At 68.0% G+C, this 22949-nt stretch carries 20 protein-coding genes; 2 read left to right on the top strand and 18 right to left on the bottom strand.

The genetic code is table 11. The annotated features are described in order from the left end of the window. Window positions 1-3: 3 nt before the first annotated feature. From ACOYJQ_RS07300 to exbB, 6 genes are all read right to left on the bottom strand, one after another. A complete protein-coding gene (locus ACOYJQ_RS07300) occupies window positions 4-2034 on the bottom strand; it encodes a tetratricopeptide repeat protein (RefSeq protein WP_433457381.1) in 2031 nt (676 codons plus the stop codon). Between the two features lie 140 nt (window positions 2035-2174). Then, complete coding sequence (glcF, locus tag ACOYJQ_RS07295) at window positions 2175-3509, bottom strand: glycolate oxidase subunit GlcF (protein WP_433457380.1); 1335 nt, start codon at window positions 3507-3509, stop codon at window positions 2175-2177. A 20-nt stretch (window positions 3510-3529) separates the two neighbouring features. Then, window positions 3530-4729, bottom strand: a complete 1200-nt coding sequence (glcE, locus tag ACOYJQ_RS07290) for a glycolate oxidase subunit GlcE (RefSeq protein ID WP_433457379.1) — start codon at window positions 4727-4729, stop codon at window positions 3530-3532. 20 nt (window positions 4730-4749) lie between these two features. Then, window positions 4750-6189 carry an FAD-linked oxidase C-terminal domain-containing protein gene (locus ACOYJQ_RS07285; RefSeq protein ID WP_433457378.1) on the bottom strand — a complete coding sequence of 480 codons (1440 nt, stop codon included), beginning with the start codon at window positions 6187-6189 and terminating at the stop codon, window positions 4750-4752. A 139-nt stretch (window positions 6190-6328) separates the two neighbouring features. Further along, window positions 6329-6847, bottom strand: coding sequence for a TonB system transport protein ExbD (gene exbD / locus ACOYJQ_RS07280; protein ID WP_433457377.1), 519 nt, complete (start codon window positions 6845-6847; stop codon window positions 6329-6331). Between the two features lie 5 nt (window positions 6848-6852). Continuing rightward, a complete protein-coding gene (gene exbB, locus ACOYJQ_RS07275; RefSeq protein WP_433457376.1) occupies window positions 6853-8082 on the bottom strand; it encodes a tonB-system energizer ExbB in 1230 nt (409 codons plus the stop codon). 506 nt (window positions 8083-8588) lie between these two features. Between exbB and ACOYJQ_RS07270 the strand changes: the two genes are divergently transcribed. Beyond that, complete coding sequence (locus tag ACOYJQ_RS07270; RefSeq protein WP_433457375.1) at window positions 8589-8756, top strand: hypothetical protein; 168 nt, start codon at window positions 8589-8591, stop codon at window positions 8754-8756. Between the two features lie 101 nt (window positions 8757-8857). Here ACOYJQ_RS07270 and ACOYJQ_RS07265 read toward each other — a convergent pair whose 3' ends face one another. The 4 genes from ACOYJQ_RS07265 to ACOYJQ_RS07250 form a co-directional block, all read right to left on the bottom strand. Next, the gene (locus ACOYJQ_RS07265; protein WP_433457374.1) at window positions 8858-9442 is read right to left on the bottom strand and encodes an NUDIX domain-containing protein; all 585 of its coding nucleotides are present in this window, start codon (window positions 9440-9442) and stop codon (window positions 8858-8860) included. Window positions 9443-9459: 17 nt separating this feature from the next. Continuing rightward, the gene (gene ilvD / locus ACOYJQ_RS07260) at window positions 9460-11319 is read right to left on the bottom strand and encodes a dihydroxy-acid dehydratase (RefSeq protein WP_433457373.1); all 1860 of its coding nucleotides are present in this window, start codon (window positions 11317-11319) and stop codon (window positions 9460-9462) included. Window positions 11320-11497: 178 nt separating this feature from the next. Beyond that, window positions 11498-12295 carry an SIMPL domain-containing protein gene (locus ACOYJQ_RS07255; RefSeq protein ID WP_433457372.1) on the bottom strand — a complete coding sequence of 266 codons (798 nt, stop codon included), beginning with the start codon at window positions 12293-12295 and terminating at the stop codon, window positions 11498-11500. Window positions 12296-12369: 74 nt separating this feature from the next. Beyond that, on the bottom strand, window positions 12370-12516 hold the full coding sequence (locus ACOYJQ_RS07250) for a hypothetical protein (RefSeq protein ID WP_433457371.1): 147 nt from the start codon (window positions 12514-12516) through the stop codon (window positions 12370-12372). 68 nt (window positions 12517-12584) lie between these two features. Between ACOYJQ_RS07250 and ACOYJQ_RS07245 the strand changes: the two genes are divergently transcribed. Next, window positions 12585-15287: a bifunctional acetate--CoA ligase family protein/GNAT family N-acetyltransferase gene (locus ACOYJQ_RS07245; RefSeq protein ID WP_433457370.1), complete on the top strand. Its 2703-nt coding sequence runs from the start codon at window positions 12585-12587 to the stop codon at window positions 15285-15287. A 116-nt stretch (window positions 15288-15403) separates the two neighbouring features. Here ACOYJQ_RS07245 and ACOYJQ_RS07240 read toward each other — a convergent pair whose 3' ends face one another. From ACOYJQ_RS07240 to ACOYJQ_RS07205, 8 genes are read right to left on the bottom strand one after another with little or no spacing between them, the layout of a single operon-like run. Continuing rightward, a complete protein-coding gene (locus tag ACOYJQ_RS07240) occupies window positions 15404-16423 on the bottom strand; it encodes a VOC family protein (RefSeq protein WP_433457369.1) in 1020 nt (339 codons plus the stop codon). Window positions 16424-16465: 42 nt separating this feature from the next. Then, a complete protein-coding gene (locus tag ACOYJQ_RS07235) occupies window positions 16466-17338 on the bottom strand; it encodes an alpha/beta fold hydrolase (protein WP_433457368.1) in 873 nt (290 codons plus the stop codon). Window positions 17339-17384: 46 nt separating this feature from the next. Beyond that, on the bottom strand, window positions 17385-18428 hold the full coding sequence (gene dmpG, locus ACOYJQ_RS07230) for a 4-hydroxy-2-oxovalerate aldolase (RefSeq protein WP_433457498.1): 1044 nt from the start codon (window positions 18426-18428) through the stop codon (window positions 17385-17387). Further along, entirely contained in the window at window positions 18428-19369 is a 942-nt protein-coding gene (locus tag ACOYJQ_RS07225; RefSeq protein WP_433457367.1) for an acetaldehyde dehydrogenase (acetylating), read from the bottom strand. Before ACOYJQ_RS07225 ends, dmpG begins: the two co-directional genes overlap by 1 nt. A 48-nt stretch (window positions 19370-19417) precedes the next feature. Then, a complete protein-coding gene (locus ACOYJQ_RS07220) occupies window positions 19418-20119 on the bottom strand; it encodes an ABC transporter ATP-binding protein (protein ID WP_433457366.1) in 702 nt (233 codons plus the stop codon). Continuing rightward, entirely contained in the window at window positions 20112-20894 is a 783-nt protein-coding gene (locus ACOYJQ_RS07215) for an ABC transporter ATP-binding protein (protein WP_433457365.1), read from the bottom strand. Before ACOYJQ_RS07215 ends, ACOYJQ_RS07220 begins: the two co-directional genes overlap by 8 nt. Continuing rightward, entirely contained in the window at window positions 20891-22021 is a 1131-nt protein-coding gene (locus ACOYJQ_RS07210) for a branched-chain amino acid ABC transporter permease (RefSeq protein ID WP_433457364.1), read from the bottom strand. Before ACOYJQ_RS07210 ends, ACOYJQ_RS07215 begins: the two co-directional genes overlap by 4 nt. Then, window positions 22018-22884, bottom strand: a complete 867-nt coding sequence (locus ACOYJQ_RS07205) for a branched-chain amino acid ABC transporter permease (protein ID WP_433457363.1) — start codon at window positions 22882-22884, stop codon at window positions 22018-22020. The genes ACOYJQ_RS07210 and ACOYJQ_RS07205 overlap by 4 nt, the downstream gene beginning before the upstream one ends. Between the last annotated feature and the right edge of the window lie 65 nt (window positions 22885-22949).

Here is a 22949-nt window from a genome sequence, read left to right as displayed (position 1 = left end):
CGTTCACCTGTCGGGATTCTCGCCGGCGGGATCGCTTTCCACGGGAGCGCTTTCCACGGGAGCGCCATCCTCCGAAGGAGCATCCTCCGCCGGAGGGTTCTCCACCGCAGGCTTGCCGGCAGGGCCGTTCTCGGCCGGCTTCGGGCTCTCTTCCCTGGGAGTGAGTTCCTTGGGAGCCGTTTCCTTGGGAGCGGTTTCCGCAGGGGCCGCTTCCTTGCCGGCCTTCGCCGCCGCCTCCGCCTTGCGCACCTTGTCGTCCTTCGCCGGCGCGGCGGCGTCGGACGTGCTGCCGTGCTTGTCGTCCGGTAGCCCGTTCCTGATCTTGTCGAGGATCCTGGGCAGTTCCTCCGGCTCCGGGTCGAGATCGCGCGCGTGGTTCCACTGGAACACGGCTTCGATGCGCCGGCCCACGCGCCAATAGGCGTCGCCCAGATGATCGTTGATGACGGATTCGGATGGCTTGAGTTCGATGGCGCGCTCCAGCTCCTTCACCGCCTCCTCGTAGCGGCCGAGCTTGTAATAGGCCCAGGCGAGGCTGTCGGCGATGTAGCCGTCGCGCGGCTTCAGCTCGACGGCGCGCTTGAGCATGTCGAACGCCTCGTCGATATTCTGGTTGCGGTCGACCCACGAATAGCCGAGGTAATTGAGCACGAGCGCCCTGTCGCTGCCCATGTTCTCGCCGCCGAGTTCCAGCGCTTTTTTCAGATCGGCCTCGGCCTTCGGCCATTCCTTGGCCCGCTCGTAAGCGACGCCGCGAAAGTAATACAGCATCCAGTGGCTCGAATCGGGGTTGCTCACCTGCTCGATGGCGCGCGTGTAGGTGGCTGCCGATTCCGTGAAGAGCTTGCGCGCCTGCTGGATGCCGCCCAGCGCGGAGAGCACGTCCACGTCGTCGGGCTGGCGCTCGAGCACCTTCTTCAGATAGGCGATCGCGTCGTCATGACGTTCCAGCGCGTTGAGCGCGCCGGCGATCTGGATATCGGCGCTGGTGCGCAGCGGCGATTTTGCCGGCACCTTGTCGAAAGCGTCGATCGCCGCCTCGTGCTGCTTGAGGCGCGTCAACAGGTCGCCGCGCGTCATCGACGCCAGCGCATGGTCGGGGTCGAGATGCAGGGCGAGGTTGAGGTAGATCAGCGCCGCCACCTCGTCGCCCTGCCCGTTGCCCGCGGCGCCGAGACCATAGAGCACCTCCGCCGCGCCCTGCTGGGGCGTGGTGACGAGCGGCGAAAGCTTGCGCCCGGCCGCCAGCTCGCGCAGCGCCTGGCGCACGACGGGATGGCGCGGCAACAGCGAATCGAATTTTTCGTAGACGGCCTTCGCTTCGTCCTGCTTGCCGCGATGCGACAGGATGCGGCCGAAGGCGTCGACCACCCGCAGCGTCGTGCCTTCGGCGCCGTGGGCGGCGCGAAGCCGCTCCTCGCCCTGCCGGGTGCTGCCGAGAAGGGTCGCGATCAGGCCGGCGTGGAAATCGCGGAAAACGTTATAGATGCTTTCGCCGGTGAGATTGTCGACGGTGCCGACCGCTTCGGGAAAGTTCTTCGATCCCGCCCAGCTCCATGCGTTCAGCAGCGTCGCGGTGATGTCCGCCGCCTGCCCGCGCCCGCCCCGGTTGAAGAAACGGCGCGCGGTGACATACTGCTTCTTGCGCAGGGCGTCGACGCCGAGCACGAGTTGCGCCAGCCCGTTGTTGCGGTCGCCGCGCGCGATGTCGCGCGCCAGCGACACGGCCTCCGGCAGCGTGCCGTTGGCCAGGAAGGCGACGAAGCCGCGCTCGCGCAGTTCCGGGTTGCGCGGATCGTTCGCCAGCGCCTCCCGAAAGTAGACCGCCGCCGCGCGGGTGTTGCGCGATGCGCCGGCAATGATCGCGGCGAGAAAATTGCCGTCCAGCGTTTCGGCGGGAACGTAATCCGGCAGAATGTCGTCGATGACGGACGTGCGCGCGAAAGACGGGGCTGCGCCGATCCCCGACAATGCGAACGCGAGCACAGCGAAACGCGCAACGCCTGCAAGGCGCGCGATAGACCTGAAAGCCACCGGCAATTTCCCCGATCGCGAATCCGGCGTGACGCCGATCCGAACACTCCTCGCCAGAATGGACTTTTCCGGCCGCGCGGGCAAGACATCGCCGGGGCAAAGCACGAAATTGTGGTGAGCGCGTCTTTAACGCGGCGCATTCATGCGGGCAGCGGCATCTTTTCCGGCAACGGGCCGCCGTTCGCCCAGTCGAGCAGTTCCACCGTATGCACCACCGGCATGCGCACCCCGGCGAGCGCGGCGCCCTGCCCGATCTGCGTCATGCAGCCGAGGTTGCCGGTGGCGACGATTTGCGCGCCGGTCTTTTCGATATTGCCGACCTTGCGGTCGCGCAGCCTGCCGGCGATTTCCGGTTGCAGCATGTTGTAGGCGCCGGCCGAGCCGCAGCAGATATGCCCTTCCGGCACATCCTTCACGGTGAAGCCCGCCCGCCTGAGCAGGTCCTTCGGCTCATCGCGGATTTGCTGTCCATGCTGCATCGAGCAGGCCGAGTGATAGGCAACCGTCAGTCCTGCGGCCTGCCGCGTCCAGTCGATGTCGAGCGTCGCGAGATATTCCGTGACGTCCTTCGCCAGCGCCGACACCGCGGCCGCCTTGCCGGCCCATTCCGGCTCATCCCGGAACATGAAGCCGTAATCCTTGATCGTGGTGCCACAGCCCGAGGCGGTGACGACGATGGCGTCGAGCTCTCCGGCAGCGATCTCGCGCGTCCATGCATCGATGCTTGCGCGGGCGAGCGCGTGCGCCTGGCCCTCGCGCCCCATGTGATGCACGAGCGCGCCGCAGCAGCCCTCCCCGGCGAGCACGACCTCGACGCCGTTGCGCGTCAGCAACCGCACCGCGGCGGCGTTGATGCCCGGATCGAGCACCGGCTGCGCGCAGCCGCCGAGCAGCGCCACACGGCCTTTTCGCTCTCCTTCGGCCGGGATGACGCGCCGCGCCTGCGCCAGCCTTTGCGCCTGCGCCGCCGGCAGGCGGGCGGGTGCGAGCGCCAGCATGGCCGCGAGCCGCTCGCCGACGCCGGGCAGGCGCGCAATGAGGCCCTTGAGCGGGCGCGCGAGCGCCGCCGCCCGCAAGGCGAGACGGAAACGGTCGCGGTAGGGCAGAACGGCGGCGATCAGCGCGCGCACGAACCTGTCGGCCGGCGGACGCTTCCATGTCGCCTCCACATGCGCGCGGGCATGGTCCACCAGATGCATGTAATGCACGCCCGAGGGGCAGGTCGTCATGCACGACAGGCAGGAGAGGCAACGGTCGAGATGCGTGACCACCGGCGCGCTGGCCGGCTTGCCGCTCTCCAGCATCTCCTTGATCATGTAGATGCGCCCGCGCGGCGAATCCGCCTCGTCGCCGAGCAGCAGATAGGTCGGGCAGGTGGCCGTGCAGAAGCCGCAATGCACGCAGGAGCGCAGGAGTTTTTCGGACTCCCGCATCTGCGGCGTATCGAGCTGTTCCGGGCGGAAATGCGTCTGCATCGTTCAAACTCCTGCGGCCATCAAACGCCTGCCACCATCCGGCCCGGCTCCAGCACGCCGGCGGGATCGAACGCCCGCTTGAGATCGCGGCCGATTCGCGCCAGCGCCGCCGCCTGCGGCTGGAACACCGGCACAGACGCGCGCACCTCGACCGGCGCGCGCACGAGCGTGGCGTGCCCGCCGGCCTGCGCCACCGCCGCGCGGACGACGCTTTCGCCCGCATCGCCGCCGGCAGGCGTCGACAGCCAGACGAGCCCGCCGCTCCAGTCGTAAAAATGGAGTGCCTCGCGCGCCGCCTTCACCGCCGCCACGACATCCGGCCCGCGCGAGGGCGCCGTGGAGATGCGCCACACGGCCCATTCCCCCGGCTCCGCCACCGGCGCGGCGTCGCGCACGCGCGACCACACGAGGCGGCTGTCGTCTTCCTCGATCAGCGAATGACCGCCGAAGCCGGCCAGCCGCCCGCCCAGCGCCTGGGCGCGGTGGCGCACCGAAAACGCCGACCCCTCCAGCCGCAGCAGCGTCAGCGCGGGCTGCTTCCCGCCGCCGTCGCGCCAATCCCGCGGCAGATGCGCCGCCCCGCTCACGCCCCAGGGCGAGCCCATCGCGACGCACAGCGCCTCGACGCCCCGCCTGTCGTCGAGATCCGAAAGCGCCAGCGTGATCTCCGCCTCGGGGGCCGGCAGCACCTTGAACGTCACTTCGAGAAGAAAGCCGAGCGTGCCCCACGATCCCGCCAGCAGCTTCACGAAATCGAGGCCGGTAACGTTCTTCATCACCCGCCCGCCGGATTTCACGCTTTCGCCGCGCCCGTTGACGAAGCGCACACCGATCAGGCTGTCGCGGCAGGCGCCGGCCGCGATCCGGCGGGGACCGGACCAGTTCGCGGCCACGATGCCGCCGATGGTCTGCTCGCCGCCCGCGCCCGTCAGCAGCGCCGGCTCCGGGGGCTCGAACGTCAGCCGCTGCCCGCGCGCGGCCAGCACGCGCGCCACCTCCGAGAGTCGCGTGCCGGCGCGGGCCGATATCACCATCTCCGACGGCTCGTAAAGCGTAATGCCCTGAAGCCCGAGCGACGTGAGGCAATGCGCGGCGCCACCGGACTGGCCGATGCCCGCCTTCGTGCCGCTTCCGGCGAGCGCCAGCGGCGTGCGCGCCGCCTGCGCCTGCCTGATGATATCCGCCGCCTCCGCCTCGGATGCGGGTGCGAAAACCGTCATGCGTTCCCCCGCTGCATGGGTTACGGCCCCGTTATCCGCCCTTCCAGCGGGAAGACCTTGGCCGGGTTGAGCAGCCAGCGCGGATCGAACACCGCCCGCGCCCGCATCTGCTGGTCGAGATCGGTGCGGCTGTACTGATAGGTCATCAGGTCGCGCTTCTCGATGCCGACGCCGTGCTCGCCCGTCAGGCAGCCGCCGGCGTCGACGCACAGTTTCAGGATCTCGGCACCCGCCTTCTCCGCCCGCTCCAGATCGCCGGGCTTCGCCGCGTCATAGAGGATGAGCGGATGCAGGTTGCCGTCGCCGGCGTGAAAAATGTTCGCGACGCCGAGGCCGTTTTCCGCGCAGATTTCGGCGATGCGCCGCAGCACCGGCGAGAGCTGGCCGGTGGGGATGGTGCCGTCCATGCACAGATAATCCGCGATGCGGCCCATCGCGCCGAAAGCCGACTTGCGCCCCTTCCAGATCGCCGCGCTTTCGGCCGCCGAACCGGAAACCCGGATGGCCAGCGGCTCGAACGTGCGCGCGATCGCCTCGATCCGCGCGAGTTCCTCCGCGATCTCCTCTTCCGACCCTTCCACCTCGACGATCAGCATCGCCTCCGCCTCCACGGGATAGCCGGCGCGCGCGAAATCCTCGCAGATGCGGATGGCCGGACCGTCCATGAACTCAAGCGCCACCGGCACGATACCGGCGGCGATGATGGCGGTGACGCAGGCCCCGGCGGTCTCGGACGACGCGAAGCCGATGAGCAGCGGCCGCGCGCCCTCCGCCTGCGGCAGAATGCGCACCGTGGCCTCCGTGACGATGCCGAGTTGCCCCTCCGCGCCGGTGACGAGGCCGAGCAGGTCATAGCCCTCCGCATCGAGGTGATCGCCGCCGATATCGACCACGGTGCCGTCCATCAGCACCAGGCGCACGCCCGTCAGATTGTTGGTGGTGACGCCGTATTTCAGGCAATGCGCGCCGCCGGAGTTCATGGCGATGTTGCCGGCGATGGTGCAGGCGAGCTGGCTCGACGGATCGGGCGCGTAGAAAAAACCTTGCGGCCCCACCGCCTCGCTGACGGCGAGGTTGGTGATGCCGGCCTCCACGCGCGCCGTGCGGTTCACGTAATCCACCGCCAGCACGCGGCGCATCTTCGAGACGCCGATCACCACCGCATCGGGGGCCGGAATCGCGCCCCCCGCCAGCGAGGTGCCCGCCCCGCGCGGCACGACCTTGACGCCCTCGCGGTTGCAATAGGCCATCACCGCCGCGACCTCCTCCGTGGAAGACGGCAGCACGACGGCAAGCGGCACCTGCCGGTAGGCGGCCAGCGCATCGGTCTCGAACGCGCGCCGCTCATCCTCGCTGATGATCAGCGCATCCGGCGCGACGAAGCGGGCAAGATCGGCCCAGATCTCCTCACGGCGCGACAGAATCGCGGGATCGGGTTCAGGAAAGGCAATCGAGGCCATGACAGTTCACCGCTTCCGCGTAGGGCAGACAAGATCGTCGGATTCAAGTCTGGAACGCTTCTACAATGAACAGCGCCCGGCCGCACAAGTCAATGCGCGGCCGGGCAAAGCACCGTTGACAAGAAAAGCGGCTGTCGTTTCAGGGGGCAGGCGCGGGAGCGGGCGCAGAAGCAGGCGCCCCGGCAGCGGGCGCGGGTGCCCCGGCAGCGGGCGCGCCGACGGGAGCGGCAGCGGCAGCCCCGGCCGGAGCGGCTTCCATGCCGACGAGGGCTATCTTGAGGTAGCCGGCCGCGCGCAGGAGGTTCATCACCTCCATCAGTTCGCCGTAGGCGACTTCCTTGTCGGCGCGCAGGAAGATGCGTTCCTCGCGGTCGTTCTCGGTGAAGCGGTCGAGCTCCGCCTGCAACGCCTCGCGCGAGACGGTCTGCTCGCCGACGGACAACGTGAGATCGCCCTGCACCGTCAGATACAGCGGCTTGTCGGGGCGCTGCTGCGGCGTCGCATTGGAGGCCGGCAGATCGACCTGCACGTCGACCGTCGACAGCGGCGCCGCGACCATGAAGATGATCAGCAGCACGAGCATGACGTCGATGAACGGGGTGACGTTGATCTCGTGATTCTCGGAGAGGTCGTCCCCCTCCTGCATGCGTCCGGCCATGGCGACTACTCCGCGGCCGGGCGCAGCGACGCGACATGCACGTTGCCGAGCTTTTCACGCGGCCGCCCCTGCGCCGCGTTGCGGTCGAGATCGCGCGAGAGATGCCGCAGCACCTCGGCGGCGGCGTCGCCCAGCAGCGCCTTGTAGCCGGAGATCGAGCGCGCGAACACGTTGTAGATGATCACCGCGGGAATTGCGGCCACGAGGCCGATGGCCGTCGCCAGCAGAGCCTCCGCGATACCGGGGGCCACGACGGCGAGGTTCGTCGTGTTCGACTTCGCGATGCCGATGAACGAGTTCATGATGCCCCACACCGTGCCGAACAATCCGATGAACGGCGCCGTGGAGCCGATGGTCGCGAGAATGCCGGTGCCGGCGCTCATCTTGCGCCCCGCGCCGGCCTCGATGCGCGACAACAGGATTTCGGTACGCTCCTTGATGCCGGCCGCCGGCAGATCGCCCGACCGCTGCGCCTCGTCCAGCGCGCCGCGCACGAACCGCGCCACGGTGCCGTTGCCGCCACGGCCGACGCGGAAGGCCGCTTCAGCCTCGCCCAGCGATTGCGACCGCTTCAGGATCTCATGGCCGGCGCGCACCCGCCGACGCGAGAAGAACAGTTCGAGGCTCTTCGCCACCCACACGGTCCACGTCACCAGCGATGCGAGGGCGAGGCCCGCCATCACCGCCTTCACGACGATATCCGCCTGCAAATACATGCCCCACGGCGAAAGATCGTGAAGGGCTTCCTCACCCCCCGGCGGGGTGAGAGACGGCAAATTCGGCAACAGATCGTTCAGCAGCAGGCTGCCGCCCTCCTCCGCCGCGCCGGCCGGCGGCTGGGTCCCGGAGACCGGAGAAGCATCGCCAGAAAGGTTTTCGACCGGAAACGTTCCGGCCGGCGAAGCCCCGGTCGCGGGCGGGGCCACGGGAGAAATCGGCATCGGCTGCGCGCCCGCGGGACCGGACGCGGCTTCGGCGGGAGCCGCATCGGGAACGGCGGCGGGCGCGGACTGCACCGGCGCCGCCGGCTGCGGCGCAGGCGCCCCCTGCGGCGTTTGGCCGCCGGGCGCGGCGCCCTGGGAAACCGTTTCGGACACCGGCGTCTGCGCCATGACCGGAGACACCTGCGACGGCAGGACATGCAGCGCCGACGCGATCGCCATCATCGGGACGAGACGGTACAGCACCGTCATTTTGCGGGAAATGGAGGTGCGCAAAGCCGGAAGGGTAGCCATCGGGTCGGTTCTCACTTTGTCAATCGGAAGGCGGCGGAACGCCTCCGCAACACAAAGAGCGGTCCCGATCGCTTGCGCGACGGGCCGCTTCTTCTGTTCAGCGTCTTGAAACTCGGTCTCTGAGGTCCACATGGGCGCTTTGTACGCTTCATGTGCATTTCATTCAACAACGATCTATTTTAACTATTCCAATATAAAATTAGAGCTGAATGTTCAGTCGCCGCATCTTTGCTTTCAGAAAGTATTTAACGGAATAAACCCATAATTTATATTGAAAATATACTTATAAAAGTACCCTTGCAGCCATATTTCATTGAAATCGAGAGGCGTAAAATAAAATCGAACGTATAAAAGCACGAACGTGACACGATGAACCGGAACATGCTCCGTACGCGATATCGGCACGTCATGCGCTCCCGGCCGGAAAGTGGGATCCGAATGTTGTTTATTCCCTGATATAAATACTCTATAAGCGCGCGTCGTCACCCTTGACCGGATCGATCATCATGCATCGTCTCATTACGCTGTTTTCGCTTGCCCTCGTCGCGGGCTCCCTCGCCGGCTGCGCGGGCATGACGCTTACGCCGCAGCAGCGCGCCGAACGCCAGATGGGCGTGCCCGAATACGTGCAGGTGCAGACACGCCGGCAACCGATTTCAAGCTCGTTCCAGTAGATTTCCGATCAGCCCCTGCCGCCGGCGGGGCGGAGCGCCTTTCGACCGGGAAGCGTCCCTGCCGCACCGCCGATTTCAGAATCCGATGTATCGACCGGAAATCATTTCGCATCCGCGTGCGGGGCGAACAATTCCGGCCGTTTCAGCCGCAGCGCCTGTATGGCGGCGTAACTTTTCATGTCGGCGAGGCTTCCGCCGTCCGCCATGGCGGCCAGTTCGGCGAGCGGCAACTCCACCACCGTGATGCCCTCGTGCTCCTCCGCCAGCCCGCCGCCCGCCGCCACCCTGTCGGCCTGTGAATAGGGGGCGAGATAGAGCGCGATGCGCTCCGTGGAGATGCCGGGCATCGGCCATGCCTCGACGAGGGGTTCCAGCGCGCCCAGCCGGACGCCGCCTTCCTCCATCGCCTCGCGGCGCACGCATTCCTCCTGCGTTTCATCCTCCAGCCCGCCGGCGATGATCTCGAGCAGCGCCGGCTCGCCCGACACCATATGAACGGGCGGCCGAAACTGGCTGACCAGCAGCGCGACCTTGCGCGCGGGATCGTAGGCGAGCACAGCGACCGCCGCGCCGTGATCCTCGATTTCACGGCGGATGACCTGACCGTCGGGAAGCCGGATGGTGGCCACCATGAAGCGGCCCCATCCCTCATGAACGATTCGCGTATCGACGATCTCGAACGGCATCTGCGACTTCCTCCGTATCAGCGCCGCCGGGCCAATGCTCCGTCGACATCGCGCACCGCGCCGCGCGCGGCGGAAGTGGCCATTGCTGCATAGGCCCTGAGTGCGGCGGAGACATGACGCTTGCGCGGCCCCGGCTGCCATGCCGCATCGCCGCGCGCCTCCATCTCCGTGCGGCGGCGGGCGAGCTCCTCGCCGGATACGGCGAGGTGGATGCGGCGGTTCGGAATATCGATCTCGATGGTATCGCCCTCTTCCACGAGCCCGATCGCGCCGCCTTCCGCCGCCTCCGGCGAGACGTGGCCGATGGAAAGCCCCGAGGAGCCGCCCGAGAAACGCCCGTCGGTGATCAGCGCGCAGGCCTTGCCGAGCCCCTTGGATTTCAGATAGCTCGTCGGATACAGCATTTCCTGCATGCCGGGACCGCCGCGCGGACCCTCATAGCGGATGAGCACGATGTCGCCCTTCACGACGCGCCCGCGCAGGATGGCGTCGACCGCCGCATCCTGACTCTCGAATATCCGCGCGGGGCCGGAGAATACGAGGATCGACTCGTCGACGCCCGCCGTCTTCACGATGCAGCCGTCTTCCGCGAGGTTGCCGTAGAGCACGGCCAAGCCGCCATCCTGCGAGAACGCATGTTCGGCGCTGCGGATGACGCCGGTCTCGCGGTCGGCGTCGAGTTCCTCCCAGCGGCTCGCCTGGCTGAATGCCGTCTGCGTGCGCACGCCGCCGGGCGCGGCGCGGTAGAACTCCCGCACCGATTCGCTGTTGGCGCGGGCGATGTCCCAGCGGTCGATGGCCTGCGCCAGCGTCGGGCTGTGAACCGTGGGTCCGCCGGTCTCCAGCAGTCCGGCGCGGTCGAGTTCGCCGAGAATGCCGAAAATGCCGCCGGCGCGGTGCACGTCCTCCATGTGCACGTTGCCCACGGCGGGGGCCACCTTGCACAGCACCGGCACCCGGCGCGACAGCCTGTCGATGTCGGCCATGGTGAAATCGACGCCCGCCTCGTTGGCGGCGGCGAGCAGGTGCAGCACCGTGTTGGTGGAACCGCCCATGGAAATGTCGAGCGTCATGGCGTTCTCGAACGCCGCCATCGTCGCGATGGAGCGCGGCAACACGCTGTCGTCGTCCTGCTCGTAGTAACGGCGCGCGAGATCCACGACGAGATGCCCCGCCTCCACGAACAGCCGCTTGCGGTCGGCGTGGGTGGCGAGCGTCGAGCCGTTGCCGGGCAGCGACAGGCCGAGCGCCTCCGTGAGGCAGTTCATGGAATTGGCCGTGAACATGCCGGAGCACGAACCGCAGGTCGGGCAGGCCGAGCGCTCGATGGCCTGCACGTCGTCGTCGGAGATGCTGTCGTCGGCGGCGGCGACCATGGCGTCCACGAGGTCGAGCGCCTTCACCTTGCCGCCGAGCACCACCTTGCCGGCTTCCATCGGCCCGCCGGAGACGAAGACGGCCGGGATGTTGAGCCGCAGCGCCGCCATCAGCATGCCGGGCGTGATCTTGTCGCAGTTGGAGATGCACACCATCGCATCGGCGCAATGGGCGTTGACCATGTACTCGACCGAATCGGCGATGATCTCGCGCGAGGGCAGGCTGTAGAGCATGCCGTCGTGGCCCATGGCGATGCCGTCATCGACGGCGATGGTGTTGAACTCCTTCGCGACGCCGCCGGCCTGTTCGATCTCCCGCGCGACGAGCTGACCCAGATCCTTGAGATGGACGTGTCCCGGAACGAACTGCGTGAACGAGTTGACGACGGCGATGATCGGCTTGCCGAAATCGCCGTCCTTCATGCCCGTGGCGCGCCACAGCCCGCGCGCGCCCGCCATGTTGCGGCCGTGCGTGGTGGTGCGGGAACGATATGCTGGCATCCTGACCCCTTCAAGGCAAACCGGCGCGCCGGCGGGCGGGACCGGAAACTTTATTCCTTACATTATTTCTACGTATAACGGAACGGCGCGAGTGAACACAACACCCGCGCATGACGGCCATGCGTTTCGCTGCGCCGTCCGTTTCCTTTTCATTTATTGCGCCGGCGCGAGGGGTGGATCAGTCCGCCACTTCCCACGTCACCGTGACCGAAGCGCGGAAATCCTGCTCGCCCGCCTCGACGGGCACCGGCGCCCTGGCCACGAAGGCGTCGGCGCGGGCGGCCAGCGGCACGGCGCGCGGCTGCGGGCGGCCGAAGGAGCCGCCGTCGATCGCCAGCACCTTGCCGAGCTTCACGCCCGCGGCCTGCGCGAAGATTTCCGCCTTGCGCCGTGCGTCCGCGACAGCCTCGGCGCGCGCCTTGTCGAGCAGCGGGGCCTCGTCCGCCACGCCGAAGCTGATGCCGCCGATCTGGTTGGAGCCGGTGGCGATGGCGGTGTCGAGAACCTCGCCCAGCTTCGCGAGGTCGCGCACGCGCACGGTCAGAGTGTTGCGCACCTCGTATCCGTCGATGCGCGGCGGCTCGTCGCCGCCGTTCTTCGGATAGACGTAGCGCGGCTGCACGGAAAAGCCGCTGGTCGTCAGGTCGCGCGGCTCGATGGCCGCTGCCTTGAACGCCGCGATGACGGCGCCGGTGGCCGTGGTGTTCTCGCCGGCCGCGTCGCGGGCCGTCTTGCCCTGCGTCACCACGCCGACGATCACGCTGGCGATGTCCGGCGTGGCCTGCACGACGCCCTCGCCGGAGACGGTGACGACGCGCGGGGCCTCGCGCCCGGCGGGCGTCTGCGCCTGCGCGGCGAGCCCCAGCAGCATGCCGCCGGCGAGAGCGCCGCCGGCGATAACGCAGCCCAGCCGCGCCGCCAGCGCCGCCCCCCGCCTGCCGCCACGGCCTGCATCACGCTTTTGAGAAAAGGTCATGGTTCATCCTTTCTGGGAATACGCCGACGCCCGGACACCCGGTCCGTGCATCGTCGCGCAAAAAGATCACCGCTTCATTGCGCAAGACGCAGCGCAAGACGCAAATCGGCCTTCGACGCCAGCATGCGCGGCAATGGGGCGGCGATGTGGCGCAGGAAGCTTCTCCGTTTACTGCCGGTTTCTCCGTTTACCGCCGCCAGCTTGCCGGCAAACGGGTGCATCGGCAACCAAATCGTGGCATGGATGGAAAACGAACGACGCCGCGCCCGCCCTTGCCCACGGAACGACGATGAGCACCTACCGACTCGAACGCCTGCTTGCCCCGCAATCGATCGCCATCGTTGCGGAGCCCGACGCCGACGCCGGCGTGATCTGCCGGATCGCCGGCAATCTGGAAACCTGCGGATTTGCCGGCAAGCGGGGCTTCGCCGGCCGGCCGGCGCCCGACGCCCTTCCCGGCTTCGAGAGCGCGCCGACGCTCGCCGACCTGTCCTTCACGCCGGATCTCGTCATCATCGTCTCCGGGCGCGCCGCGGTGCTGGAGCGGGTGCGGGAAGCGGGCGAACGCGGCGTCTGCGGCGCCATCATCGTCGCCGAGGGCTTCGATGCCGACGCGCAGGGGAAGGCGCTTCTGGCGGAGATCGAGGCGACGGCCCGCCGCTACAGCCTGCGGCTGATCGGGCCGAACAGCATCGGCGTCCTCGCCCCCCACGCCAAACTGAATGCGAGCCTCGCCGGCAGCCCGGCGCAGCCGGGCGATCTCGCCCTGATCACGCAATCTGGCGCGCTGGCGGCGGGCGTGATCGAATGGGCGCATCAGCACGCCGTCGGCTTTTCCGGCGTCGTCTCCATCGGCGACCAGATCGACGTCGATTTCGGCGACGTGCTCGATTACTTCGCGCTGGAGCGGCACACGCGCGCCATCCTGCTCTATGTCGAGGAGGTCGCGGATGCGCGCAAGTTCATGTCGGCGGCGCGGCTCGCGGCGCGCGCCAAGCCGGTTGTCGTCATCAAGTCCGGCCGTCACAAGCAGCATCCGCACGCCGCCGAGACGCACACGGCCGGCCTCGCCCGCCCGGACGACGTATACGACGCCGCCTTCCGGCGCGCGGGGCTGCTGCGCGTCATCGACCTCGACGAGCTGTTTTCGGCCGCCGAAACCCTGGGGCGCGTGCGCCCCTTCCCCGGCAAGCGGCTTGCCATCGTCACCAACGGCGGCGGCATCGCCGCGCTCACGGTCGACCGGCTGATCGATTTCGGCGGCGTCATCGCGCCGCTGTCGCCAACGACCATCGCCGCGCTCGACGCCGTGCTGCCGGGCCGCTGGTCGCGGACCAATCCGATCGATCTCGGCGGCGATGCGGACGGGGAGCGCTACGTCGCGGCGCTCGAACAGGCGCTCGCCGACCGCGCCAACGACGGCGTGCTGGTGCTCAACGTGCCGATGGGGCCCGCGTCGTCGCTCGACGTCGCCCGCGCCGTCACCACGGCGGCGGCGGCCTATCGCCGCCAGCGCCATTCGACAAAGCCCGTGCTCACCGTATGGTACGGCGACGGCGCGGAAGTCGGCAAGATGTTCGACGCCGCGCGCATCCCCAACTATTCCAACGAGGCGGAGGCCGTGCGCGGCTTCACCCATCTCGTGCGCTACCGCGAGGCGCTCAACGAGCTGATGGAGACGCCGCCGAGCCTGCCGGCCGATTTTCAGCCGGACACGCAGGCCGCGCGCGCGCTCGTCGCCGGCGTGCTCGCCTCGGGCCGCGCGTGGCTCGATCCGCTGGAGGTGGGGCGGCTGTTCGACGCCTACCAGATTCCGATCACGCCCGTGCGCCTGGCGCGCGACGCCGAGGAGGCCGTGATCGCGGCCGAACACTTTTTCGCGCAGGGGCTGCCGGTGGCGGTCAAGATCCTGTCGCCGGACGTGGTGCACAAGTCGGACATCGGCGGCGTAAGGCTCAACCTCGCCAGCGCGGCGGCGGTGCGCGAGGCGGCGAGCGAGATTCTGGAGCGCGCCGCGCGCCTGCGCCCCGACGCGCGCCTCATCGGCGTCACGGTCCACCCGATGATGATCCGCCCCAAGACGCGGGAGCTGATCGCGGGCCTTGCCGACGATCCCGTGTTCGGGCCGGTGATCGTGTTCGGCCGCGGGGGCACCGCCGTCGAGGTGATCAACGACAAGGCGCTGGCGCTGCCGCCGCTCGATCTGCGGCTGGCCGAGGATCTCATCGCCCGCACGCGCGTCTCGCGCCGCCTGAAGGCCTATCGCGACGTGCCCGCCGCCGACGAGCAGGCGGTGGCGCTCACGCTCGTGAAGCTGGCGCAGCTCTCGGCCGATCTGCCGGAGGTGCGGGAAATCGACATCAATCCGCTGCTGGCCGATCATACCGGCGTCATTGCCGTCGACGGGCGGGTGAAGGTGGCGGCCGTCGCGCAGGCGAAGGGGCCGTCGGGCCATCCGCGCTTCGCCATCCGCCCCTACCCGCAGGAGCTGGAGCGGCGCACCACGCTGTCCGACGGCACGCCGATCCTGCTGCGTCCCGTGCGCCCGGAGGACGAGGAGATGTTCCGCACGTTCTTCACGCGCGTGACGCCGGACGATCTGCGGCTGCGCTTCTTCACGCCGATCAAGGACTTCAGCCACACGTTCATCGCCCGCCTGACGCAGCTCGACTACGGTCGCGCGATGGCTTTCGTGGCCATCGAGAAAGCGACGGGCGACATGCTGGGCGCCGTGCGCCTGCATGCGGACGCCAATTACGAAGCCGGCGAATACGGCATCATGACCCGCACGGACATGCGCGGCAAGGGGCTGGGCTGGCTGCTGATGACCTCGATCATCGACTATGCGAAGGCCGAGGGTCTCAGGGCCATCGAGGGGCAGGTGCTGCGCGAGAACACGATGATGCTCGCCATGTGCGCGCAACTCGGCTTCACCTCCCGCCCGGACCCGGACGACGCGGGTGTGCGGCTGGTGCGCCTCGAAGTGGCATAGACCGCCCGCTCGATACGAAGGCGCGCGCAATCAGGAACGCGGAGACTTCCGGCGTTGGAGACTTCCGGCGTTTCAGCGAAAAGCCGGAAGTTTGCAGGGCGTTTCCGTATTGACGATCAGGCCGTGACGGGCTTGCGGTGCAGCCCGGCGGAGCCGGTGGTGTGACGGCCGCGGCTGCCGGTGGTGGTGTCGATGGGATCGCCGTACCACGTCATGCCGTCCGGGAAGTCGGCCGGCTTCCACTCGATCGCCTCCCAGTCGGGATCGAAGATCAGGTAGCCGCCGGCATAGAGTTCGACGCGGTGGTCGGAACCGGGATCGTGGATGTAGAGGTACATCGCCTGGCCGATACCGTGCTTGCCGGGGCCGACGCCATAGGAAACGTCGAGGTCGCGCAGGATGTCGGCGGCGGTGAGCGCGTCGGAAAAGTCCTGGAGATTGAACGCGACATGGTGCAGTTGCGCGGATTTCTCCTGGCCGTTGGCGACGATGGCGAGATCGTGCATCTGCGGCGTCACCGACATCCACGACGCCATGATCGTGCCGGGGTTATGGGGCAGACAGGCGAATTCGCGGCGCTTGAACCCGAGCGTGTCGCGCGCCCATTGCTCGGCCTGGTTGATCGTCGACGGCGAGGTCTGGACATTGAAGTGATCGATGCGCCGCACGCCGAGCCCGCGCCGCCTGGAGCTGTTGGAGGGCAGTCGCGAACGCAGCGCCTCGGGCGCGGGCGGCTTGTCGATGTCGTAGTAAAGCTCGAACGGGTGGCCGCCGCCGGGCAGAAGAAAGCGGATCGCCGTGCCGCGGCCCGCTTCGGCACCGGCGGGCACCTCGACCACCTCGATCTCCTGCCGCTTCAGCTCTTCGTAGAACAGCTCCACGTCCTGCGGACGCCTGACGCGGAAGCTGTAGGAGTTGACGATCGCCTCCTCCTGCTGCGTCAGCACGAGCGAATGATGGCCGAGTTCCTGATAGCAGCGCAGGTAGGCGACATTGCCGTGGCGCTCCACCTCTTCCATGCCGAGTGTGTCGCGGAAGAAGAAGAGCGACTTTTCGATATCCTTCGTGCCGAGGTTGATGGTGCCGCACTGGGCGACCTGCGGTCCGGGATCGAAACGATCGGAAAGTCGTGACATGAATGGTTCCTCCAGTGTTTTGGATTTTGGATGGTGCCGGCGTCAGTCGTTCGCCAGCAGAAAGTCGAGGTGGATGCGGTTGAAGATGTCCGTCTGCTCGTACTGCGGCCAGTGGCCGGCGTTCTCGATGACGGCGAGCCGGCCGCCGGGAATGAGCGAGGCGATGCGCCGTCCCTCGTCGACCGGCCCGGAGGGGTCCTTCGTCGTCCAGATGACCAGCGCCGGCGCGGCGATGGCGCGCAGATCGTCGTCGGAGAGCATGTTGCGCCTGCGGATGTCGAGGTTCTGCAAGGCCATGTTCATCTCGCAGGCCATTTTCCAGTCGGGCTGCTCGAAGATCGCCTGGCGCGTGCGGATGAGGTCGTCCGTGACCATGGTCGGATCGGCCATCAGCCATTCGAGACGCGCCTTGACGCGCTCCCAGCTCGGATCGTTCGCCGCCTCGATGGACAGGGTGTAGATGCGTTCCATCACCTGCGGATTCGCCATCGTGCCGCCCATGGTGTTCAGCACGATGCGGCCGACCTTTTCAGGATGGAGCTGCGCGAAGCGCGCCGACACCCACCCCCCCAGCGACTCGCCGGAGAAATGCGCGCGCTCCGCGCCGATGGCGTCGAGGAACTTCAGCACATGGTCGATGTAGTGGGGGATTTCGAGCGGATGCGCGGGCTTGCTGCTGTAGCCGTGGCCGATCAGATCGATGGCCCAGACATCGAAATGCTCGCCATGGGCGGCGAGGTTGCGCACGTAGGCTTCGGCATGCCCCGTCACGCCGTGCAGCAGCACGAGGGCGGGCTTGGACGAATCGCCCGCGCGCAGGTAGCGGGTCCGGTATCCGCCAGCGTCGATGAAGCCCTGGGAAAAGGAAACCTGGTTGAGATCGTTCCAGATGCTCGTGTAGGGACGTGTGCTCATGTCAATCGCCTTTCGGATCGCGAAACGGGTTGAAGGCGGCGCCTTTTCAGGCGGCGGAACCGTCGGCGCGGGCCTGCTTCAGCAGATCGAGCGCCACGTCGAGGATCATGTCTTCCTGTCCGCCGACCATGCGGCGGCGGCCGAGTTCCACGAGGATGTCGCGCGTGTCGACGCCGTAGACGCCGGAGGCGTTTTCCGCGTGGCGCAGGAAGCTCGAATAGACGCCGGCATAGCCGAGCGCGAGGCTTTCCCGGTCCACCCGCACCGGACGGTCCTGCAAGGGCCGCACGAGATCGTCGGCGGCGTCCATCAGCGCGAACAGGTCGACGCCGGTCTCGATGCCCATGCGGTCGAGCACCGCGATCAGGGCTTCGAGCGGCGCGTTGCCCGCGCCCGCGCCCATGCCCGCGAGCGAGGCGTCGACGCGCACCGCGCCGGCCTCGATGCCCGCCGCCGCGTTGGCGACGCCGAGCGTGAGGTTGTGGTGGGTATGCACGCCGATTTCCGTCTCCGGCTTCAGCGCATCGCGCACCGCCCTCACCCGCTCGGCATAGCCGCCGGGCAGGAGCGCGCCGGCGCTGTCGGTGACATAGACGCATTCCGCGCCGTAGCTTTCCATGAGCTTCGCCTGTTCCACCAGCGTTTCCACCGGGGCCATGTGCGCCATCATCAGGAAGCCCACCGTGTCGAGCCCGAGCTTGCGCCCCTCCTCGATGTGCTGGCGAGACACGTCGGCCTCGGTGCAATGGGTGGCGACGCGCACGGAGCGCGCCCCCGCCTCGACGGCGTGGCGCAGGTCATGCACCGTGCCGATGCCGGGAATGAGCAGCACCGTGATGACGGCGCGCTCGCAGGCGGCGGCAGCGGCGGCGATCCATTCCGCGTCGTCATGCGCGCCGAAGCCGTAGTTGAAGGTGGAGCCGGCGATACCGTCGCCGTGCGTCACCTCGATGGCGTCGACGCCGGCGCGGTCGAGCGCGCGGGCGATCTCCGTCACCTGATCGAGCGTGTAGCGGTGGCGGATGGCGTGCATGCCGTCGCGCAGCGTGACATCCTGGACATAGAGTCTGTTCGGGTCGGGACGCGCCATCATGCGGCCTCCTTCTCAAGTTTGCGGGCGGCCCAGCGGTCGGCGGTGACGAGGGCGGCGGAGGTCATGATGTCGAGGTTGCCGGCATAGGCCGGCAGGTAGTGCGCCGCCCCTTCCACTTCGAGCAGGATGGTGGTCTTGAGGCCGGAGGCGAGGCCGATGCCCGGAATGCGCACCGGCGCGTTGTCGCCGATGACCTCGAACTGCACCTGCTGCTTCAGCCGGTAGCCGGGCACGTAGGCGCGCACCTCTTCCACCTTCCGCGCGATGGAATCCGCGATGGCGGCCGGGTCCCCGCCCTGCGAGAGCGTGAACACCGTATCGCGCATGATCAGCGGCGGCTCGGCGGGGTTGAGGATGATGATCGCCTTGCCGCGTTCCGCGCCGCCCAGCACCTCGATGGCCTTCGAGGTCGTCTCCGTGAATTCGTCGATGTTCGCGCGCGTGCCCGGCCCGGCGGATCTGGAGGCGATGGACGCGACGATCTCGCCGTAGACGAGGCGCCGCGTGGCGCGCTTCACGGCCTGCACCATGGGAATGGTGGCCTGCCCGCCGCACGTCACCATGTTGACGTTGGGCTCGTCGAGCGCCGCCTCGCCGTTGATCGCCGGAATGACGAACGGCCCGATGGCGGCGGGGGTGAGGTCGATCACCTTCTTGCCGCCCTGTTGCAGCAGGGCGTTGTTGTGGACATGGGCGCGGGCGGACGTGGCGTCGAACACGATGTCGATGTCGGCGTAGCCGTCGAGCTTCAGCAGGCCGTCGATGCCTTCATGGGTGACGGGAACGCCGAGCCGCGCCGCGCGGGCCAGGCCGTCGGAGCCCGGATCGATGCCGACCATCGCGCCCATTTCGAGATGCTTCGACGTTCGCATGATCTTGATCATCAGATCCGTGCCGATGTTGCCGGAGCCGATGATCGCGCATTTGATTTTCCGCATGGTGCTTTCCCTCTGCGAAAGGACGGGTGCGCCGTGACAGCGCGGGTTTCAGGACACCGCCACGAGCCGGTGCAGCTTGTCGGGATCGTCGAGCAGATCGGCGCTGGCGGAGGCGTGGACGACGCGCCCGCGGTCGAGCACGATGGCCTGGCTCGTCAGTTGCAGGGCAAGGCGCGCGTGCTGTTCCACCACGATCACGGCGAGGCCGGCGCTGCGCATCAGCTCGCCGATGATGGTCTTGAGTTCCTGCACGATGATGGGCGCGAGGCCCTCCATCGGCTCGTCGAGCAGCAGCAGGCGCGGGTTCACCATCAGCGCGCGGCCGATGGCGAGCATCTGCTGCTCGCCGCCCGACAACTGGTTGCCCATGTTGTTGCGCCGCTCCTTGAGGCGCGGAAAGAAGCGGTAAACGGTGGCCAGATCCCATTCGCCGGGGCGGGAAACCGCCGTCAGATGCTCCTCCACGGACAGCGAGGGAAACATCAGCCGCTCCTGCGGCACCCAGCCGAGGCCGGTCCGCGCGCGCCGGTGCGGCGACCAGCCGGAAATATCCTTGCCCTGGAAGCGGATGGCGCCGCCATGGCGGCGTGTCAGCCCCATCAGCGTCATCAGCAGCGTGGACTTGCCGACGCCGTTGCGCCCGAGCAGCGCCAGGCTGTCGCCGGCGCCGAGCGTGAGCGAGATGCCGTCCAGCACCCGCGAGGGGCCATAGCCGGCGACGAGCCCCTCCACCTTCAGAAGTTCAGCCATGATCCGCCTCCCCGAGATAGACCTCGCGCACACGCGGATCGGACGTGATGGCCTGCGGCGTTCCCTCGGTCAGCACGCGCCCGCCGACGAGCACGGTGATGCGGTCGGCGAAGCGCATCACGAGGTCCATGTCGTGCTCGATGAACAGGATGGTCACATCGGCCGGCAGTTTCGCGATGACGTTGAACACCTCGGTGCTCTCGCCCGCCGGAATGCCGGCCGCCGGTTCGTCCAGCAGCAGGATTTTCGGGCGGGTGGCGAGCGCCAGCACGATCTCCAGCAGGCGCTGCTTGCCGTAGGGCAGCGTGCGCACCTCCTCGTCGAGCCGGTCGTCGAGATGCAGGTCGGCGGCGAGCGAACGGGCTTCCTCGATCTCCTCGCGATAGCGCGCGACAGGCCGGAACCAGTGCCGGGTCAGTTGCTTGCGCTCCAGGATGGCGAGCACGACGCTCTCCAGCACGGTGAGGCCGGGAAACAGGTTGTTGATCTGGAAGGTGCGCGCCAGCCCCTTGCGCACCCGCTGCTCCTGCGACAGATGCGTGATGGCCTCGCCGCCCAGAAACACCTCGCCGCTTGTGGGCGGAACGACACCGGTCAGCAGGTTGATGAACGTCGTCTTGCCCGCGCCGTTGGGGCCGATCAACGCATGGCGCGCGCCTTCGGGCAGTTCCATGTCGATATCGCTGTTCGCCTTGAAGGCTCCCCAGGTGCGCGACAGACCGCGTGTTGCCAGGGCAGGCGTGGCGGAAGCGGGCGTGACGGAAGCGCCGGTCATGGTGCCGCCCTCCTCGCCGCAACGCCTTCCTTCGCCGCCCCGCCTTCTCTCGCCGCCCCGCCTTCTCTCGCGAAGCGCCCGCCCGACAGACGGCCGGCGAGAGCCGCAAAGCCACCGGTGATGCCGCCGCGCGCAAGCATCACCACCGCCATCAGCAGGATACCCATCCAGAACTCCCAGTAGACGGCGTTCACGTCCGACAACAGGTCGTGGGCGATCAGGAACACCGCCGCGCCGACGATCGCGCCGTAGAGCCGGCCCGTGCCGCCGAGCACCAGCATGACGAGAAACTCCGCCGCGCGCGGCACCGACAGCGCGTCGACGCCAACGAACTGGGTCGTCTGCGCCATCAGCGCGCCGGCAAGGCCCGTCACCGCCGCCGACAGGGTGAAGGCGACCCGCAGGCGCCCGTCTACCGCCACGCCGAGCGCCGGCATGCGGCCGACGCCCTCGCGGATGGCGCGCAGGGACAGCCCGAGCGGTGAGTTGACGATGAATTTCAGCGCGACGAAGACGACGAGCAGAACCGCATAGGCGTACCACCATGCCGTCATGCCGTAGAAATCGAACGCGAACACGCCGAACAGCGGGGCGATCTCGATGCCCGACAACCCGTCGGTGCCTCCCGTGACATGGCTCATCTTGTTGGCGAGTTCGTAGACGACGAGCCCGATACCGAGCGTGACCATGAGGCGCGTGAGATCCTTGCCCCTGACCACGAGAAAACTCGCCGCCGCGCCCGCGAGCATGGCCGCGGCGCCGCCGATCAGCAGGCCGGACAGCGGCTCCCGCCAGCCGTGAACGGCAAGCAGCCCCGCCGTATAGGCGCCGATGCCGAAAAAGGCCGCGTGCCCGAGCGAGACGATACCCGCGTAACCGAGCACCAGATCGAGCCCCAGCACCGCGAGCGCGTAGGTCATGATCAGCGCGCCGAGCGCGTAATGGCCCGGAAAGAGGAAGTAGGCGGCGACCGGCGCCAGCCAGAACAGGATTTCAAGCGGCGTGAAGCGCGCGGAGGCGAGGCGATGACCCGGATGACCCATCTGTCGGCTTTCCATCTGTCGGCTTTCCACGGAAGAGGTGCGCGGCGCGATATCCGCCGGCGCGGGAGGGATGGGGCGCGTCATGCCCGCCTCCCGCCGAGACCGGCCGGAAAGGCCAGCAGCAACACGATCATGAGCACGTAGATGATGAAGGAGCCGGCCTCGGGCACGTAATACTTGCCCGCGACATCGCAGATGCCGAGAATGATCGAGGCGTAGAGCGGCCCCTTGATGGTGCCCGCTCCGCCGACCACGACGACGAGCAGGAAGTAAACCATGTATTTCATGGGGAAGGTCGGATCGAGCCCCAGCACCTCGACGCCGAGCGCGCCGCCGAGCCCGGCGAGCCCCGAGCCCAGCGCGAAACACAGGCTGAACACGAGACCGACGTTGATCCCGAGCCCGGCGGAAGCGTCCTGATTATCCACCGCCGCCCGTATCTGCGCCCCGAAACGCGTCTTCGTGATCATCAGGTGCAGCAATATCGTGATGATCGCCACGATCAGGATCAGGAACAGCCGGTAGGTGCCGAGATCGACCCCGAACACCCGCACCTGCCCCTGAAGAGCCTCCGGCATGGTGACGAGTTGCTGGCCGGCGCCGAAGAAATAGGTCGCAGCGGCGATGGAGGAGAAGATGAAGCCGACCGTGAACAGCATCTGGTCGAGGTGCGGCGCGCGGTAAAGCCGGCGGAACAGCAGCCGCTCCGCCACCGCCCCCGCGAGCGCCGTGACGAGGAAGGCCAGCGGCAGCGTCGCCAGGAAAGGCAGCCCGGCGCGGTTCATCGCCAGCACGGCGACATAGCCGCCGGCCATGGCGAACGCGCCGTGAGCGAGGTTGATGAAATTCATCAGCCCCATGGTGATCGACAGGCCCACGCCGATGAGAAACAGCAGGCTGCCGTAGGCGATGCCGTCAAAGAGAATACCGGTCAGATTGGTGATCATCGCGCCTTCCAGCAGCAAACGCGGCAGGGAAGGAAGCCGCCCCGCCCGGAAGCGGATGCGGACGG

It is taken from the genome of Pseudochelatococcus sp., from assembly GCF_050946405.1.
Taxonomy (GTDB): Bacteria; Pseudomonadota; Alphaproteobacteria; order Rhizobiales; family Beijerinckiaceae; genus Pseudochelatococcus.
This window is presented reverse-complemented; position numbering and strand designations above follow the sequence as displayed.

What these genes read in the sequence shown, in the direction of transcription:
- glcF (WP_433457380.1), bottom strand. Translation starts at nt 3,509, where the DNA reads ATGCAGACGCATTTCCGCCCGGAACAGCTCGATACGCCGCAGATGCGG.
- glcE (WP_433457379.1), bottom strand. Translation starts at nt 4,729, where the DNA reads ATGACGGTTTTCGCACCCGCATCCGAGGCGGAGGCGGCGGATATCATC.
- ACOYJQ_RS07285 (WP_433457378.1), bottom strand. Translation starts at nt 6,189, where the DNA reads ATGGCCTCGATTGCCTTTCCTGAACCCGATCCCGCGATTCTGTCGCGC.
- exbD (WP_433457377.1), bottom strand. Translation starts at nt 6,847, where the DNA reads ATGGCCGGACGCATGCAGGAGGGGGACGACCTCTCCGAGAATCACGAG.
- exbB (WP_433457376.1), bottom strand. Translation starts at nt 8,082, where the DNA reads ATGGCTACCCTTCCGGCTTTGCGCACCTCCATTTCCCGCAAAATGACG.
- ACOYJQ_RS07270 (WP_433457375.1), top strand. Translation starts at nt 8,589, where the DNA reads ATGCATCGTCTCATTACGCTGTTTTCGCTTGCCCTCGTCGCGGGCTCC.
- ACOYJQ_RS07265 (WP_433457374.1), bottom strand. Translation starts at nt 9,442, where the DNA reads ATGCCGTTCGAGATCGTCGATACGCGAATCGTTCATGAGGGATGGGGC.
- ilvD (WP_433457373.1), bottom strand. Translation starts at nt 11,319, where the DNA reads ATGCCAGCATATCGTTCCCGCACCACCACGCACGGCCGCAACATGGCG.
- ACOYJQ_RS07255 (WP_433457372.1), bottom strand. Translation starts at nt 12,295, where the DNA reads ATGACCTTTTCTCAAAAGCGTGATGCAGGCCGTGGCGGCAGGCGGGGG.
- ACOYJQ_RS07250 (WP_433457371.1), bottom strand. Translation starts at nt 12,516, where the DNA reads ATGCACCCGTTTGCCGGCAAGCTGGCGGCGGTAAACGGAGAAACCGGC.
- ACOYJQ_RS07245 (WP_433457370.1), top strand. Translation starts at nt 12,585, where the DNA reads ATGAGCACCTACCGACTCGAACGCCTGCTTGCCCCGCAATCGATCGCC.
- ACOYJQ_RS07240 (WP_433457369.1), bottom strand. Translation starts at nt 16,423, where the DNA reads ATGTCACGACTTTCCGATCGTTTCGATCCCGGACCGCAGGTCGCCCAG.
- ACOYJQ_RS07235 (WP_433457368.1), bottom strand. Translation starts at nt 17,338, where the DNA reads ATGAGCACACGTCCCTACACGAGCATCTGGAACGATCTCAACCAGGTT.
- dmpG (WP_433457498.1), bottom strand. Translation starts at nt 18,428, where the DNA reads ATGGCGCGTCCCGACCCGAACAGACTCTATGTCCAGGATGTCACGCTG.
- ACOYJQ_RS07225 (WP_433457367.1), bottom strand. Translation starts at nt 19,369, where the DNA reads ATGCGGAAAATCAAATGCGCGATCATCGGCTCCGGCAACATCGGCACG.
- ACOYJQ_RS07220 (WP_433457366.1), bottom strand. Translation starts at nt 20,119, where the DNA reads ATGGCTGAACTTCTGAAGGTGGAGGGGCTCGTCGCCGGCTATGGCCCC.
- ACOYJQ_RS07215 (WP_433457365.1), bottom strand. Translation starts at nt 20,894, where the DNA reads ATGACCGGCGCTTCCGTCACGCCCGCTTCCGCCACGCCTGCCCTGGCA.
- ACOYJQ_RS07210 (WP_433457364.1), bottom strand. Translation starts at nt 22,021, where the DNA reads ATGACGCGCCCCATCCCTCCCGCGCCGGCGGATATCGCGCCGCGCACC.
- ACOYJQ_RS07205 (WP_433457363.1), bottom strand. Translation starts at nt 22,884, where the DNA reads ATGATCACCAATCTGACCGGTATTCTCTTTGACGGCATCGCCTACGGC.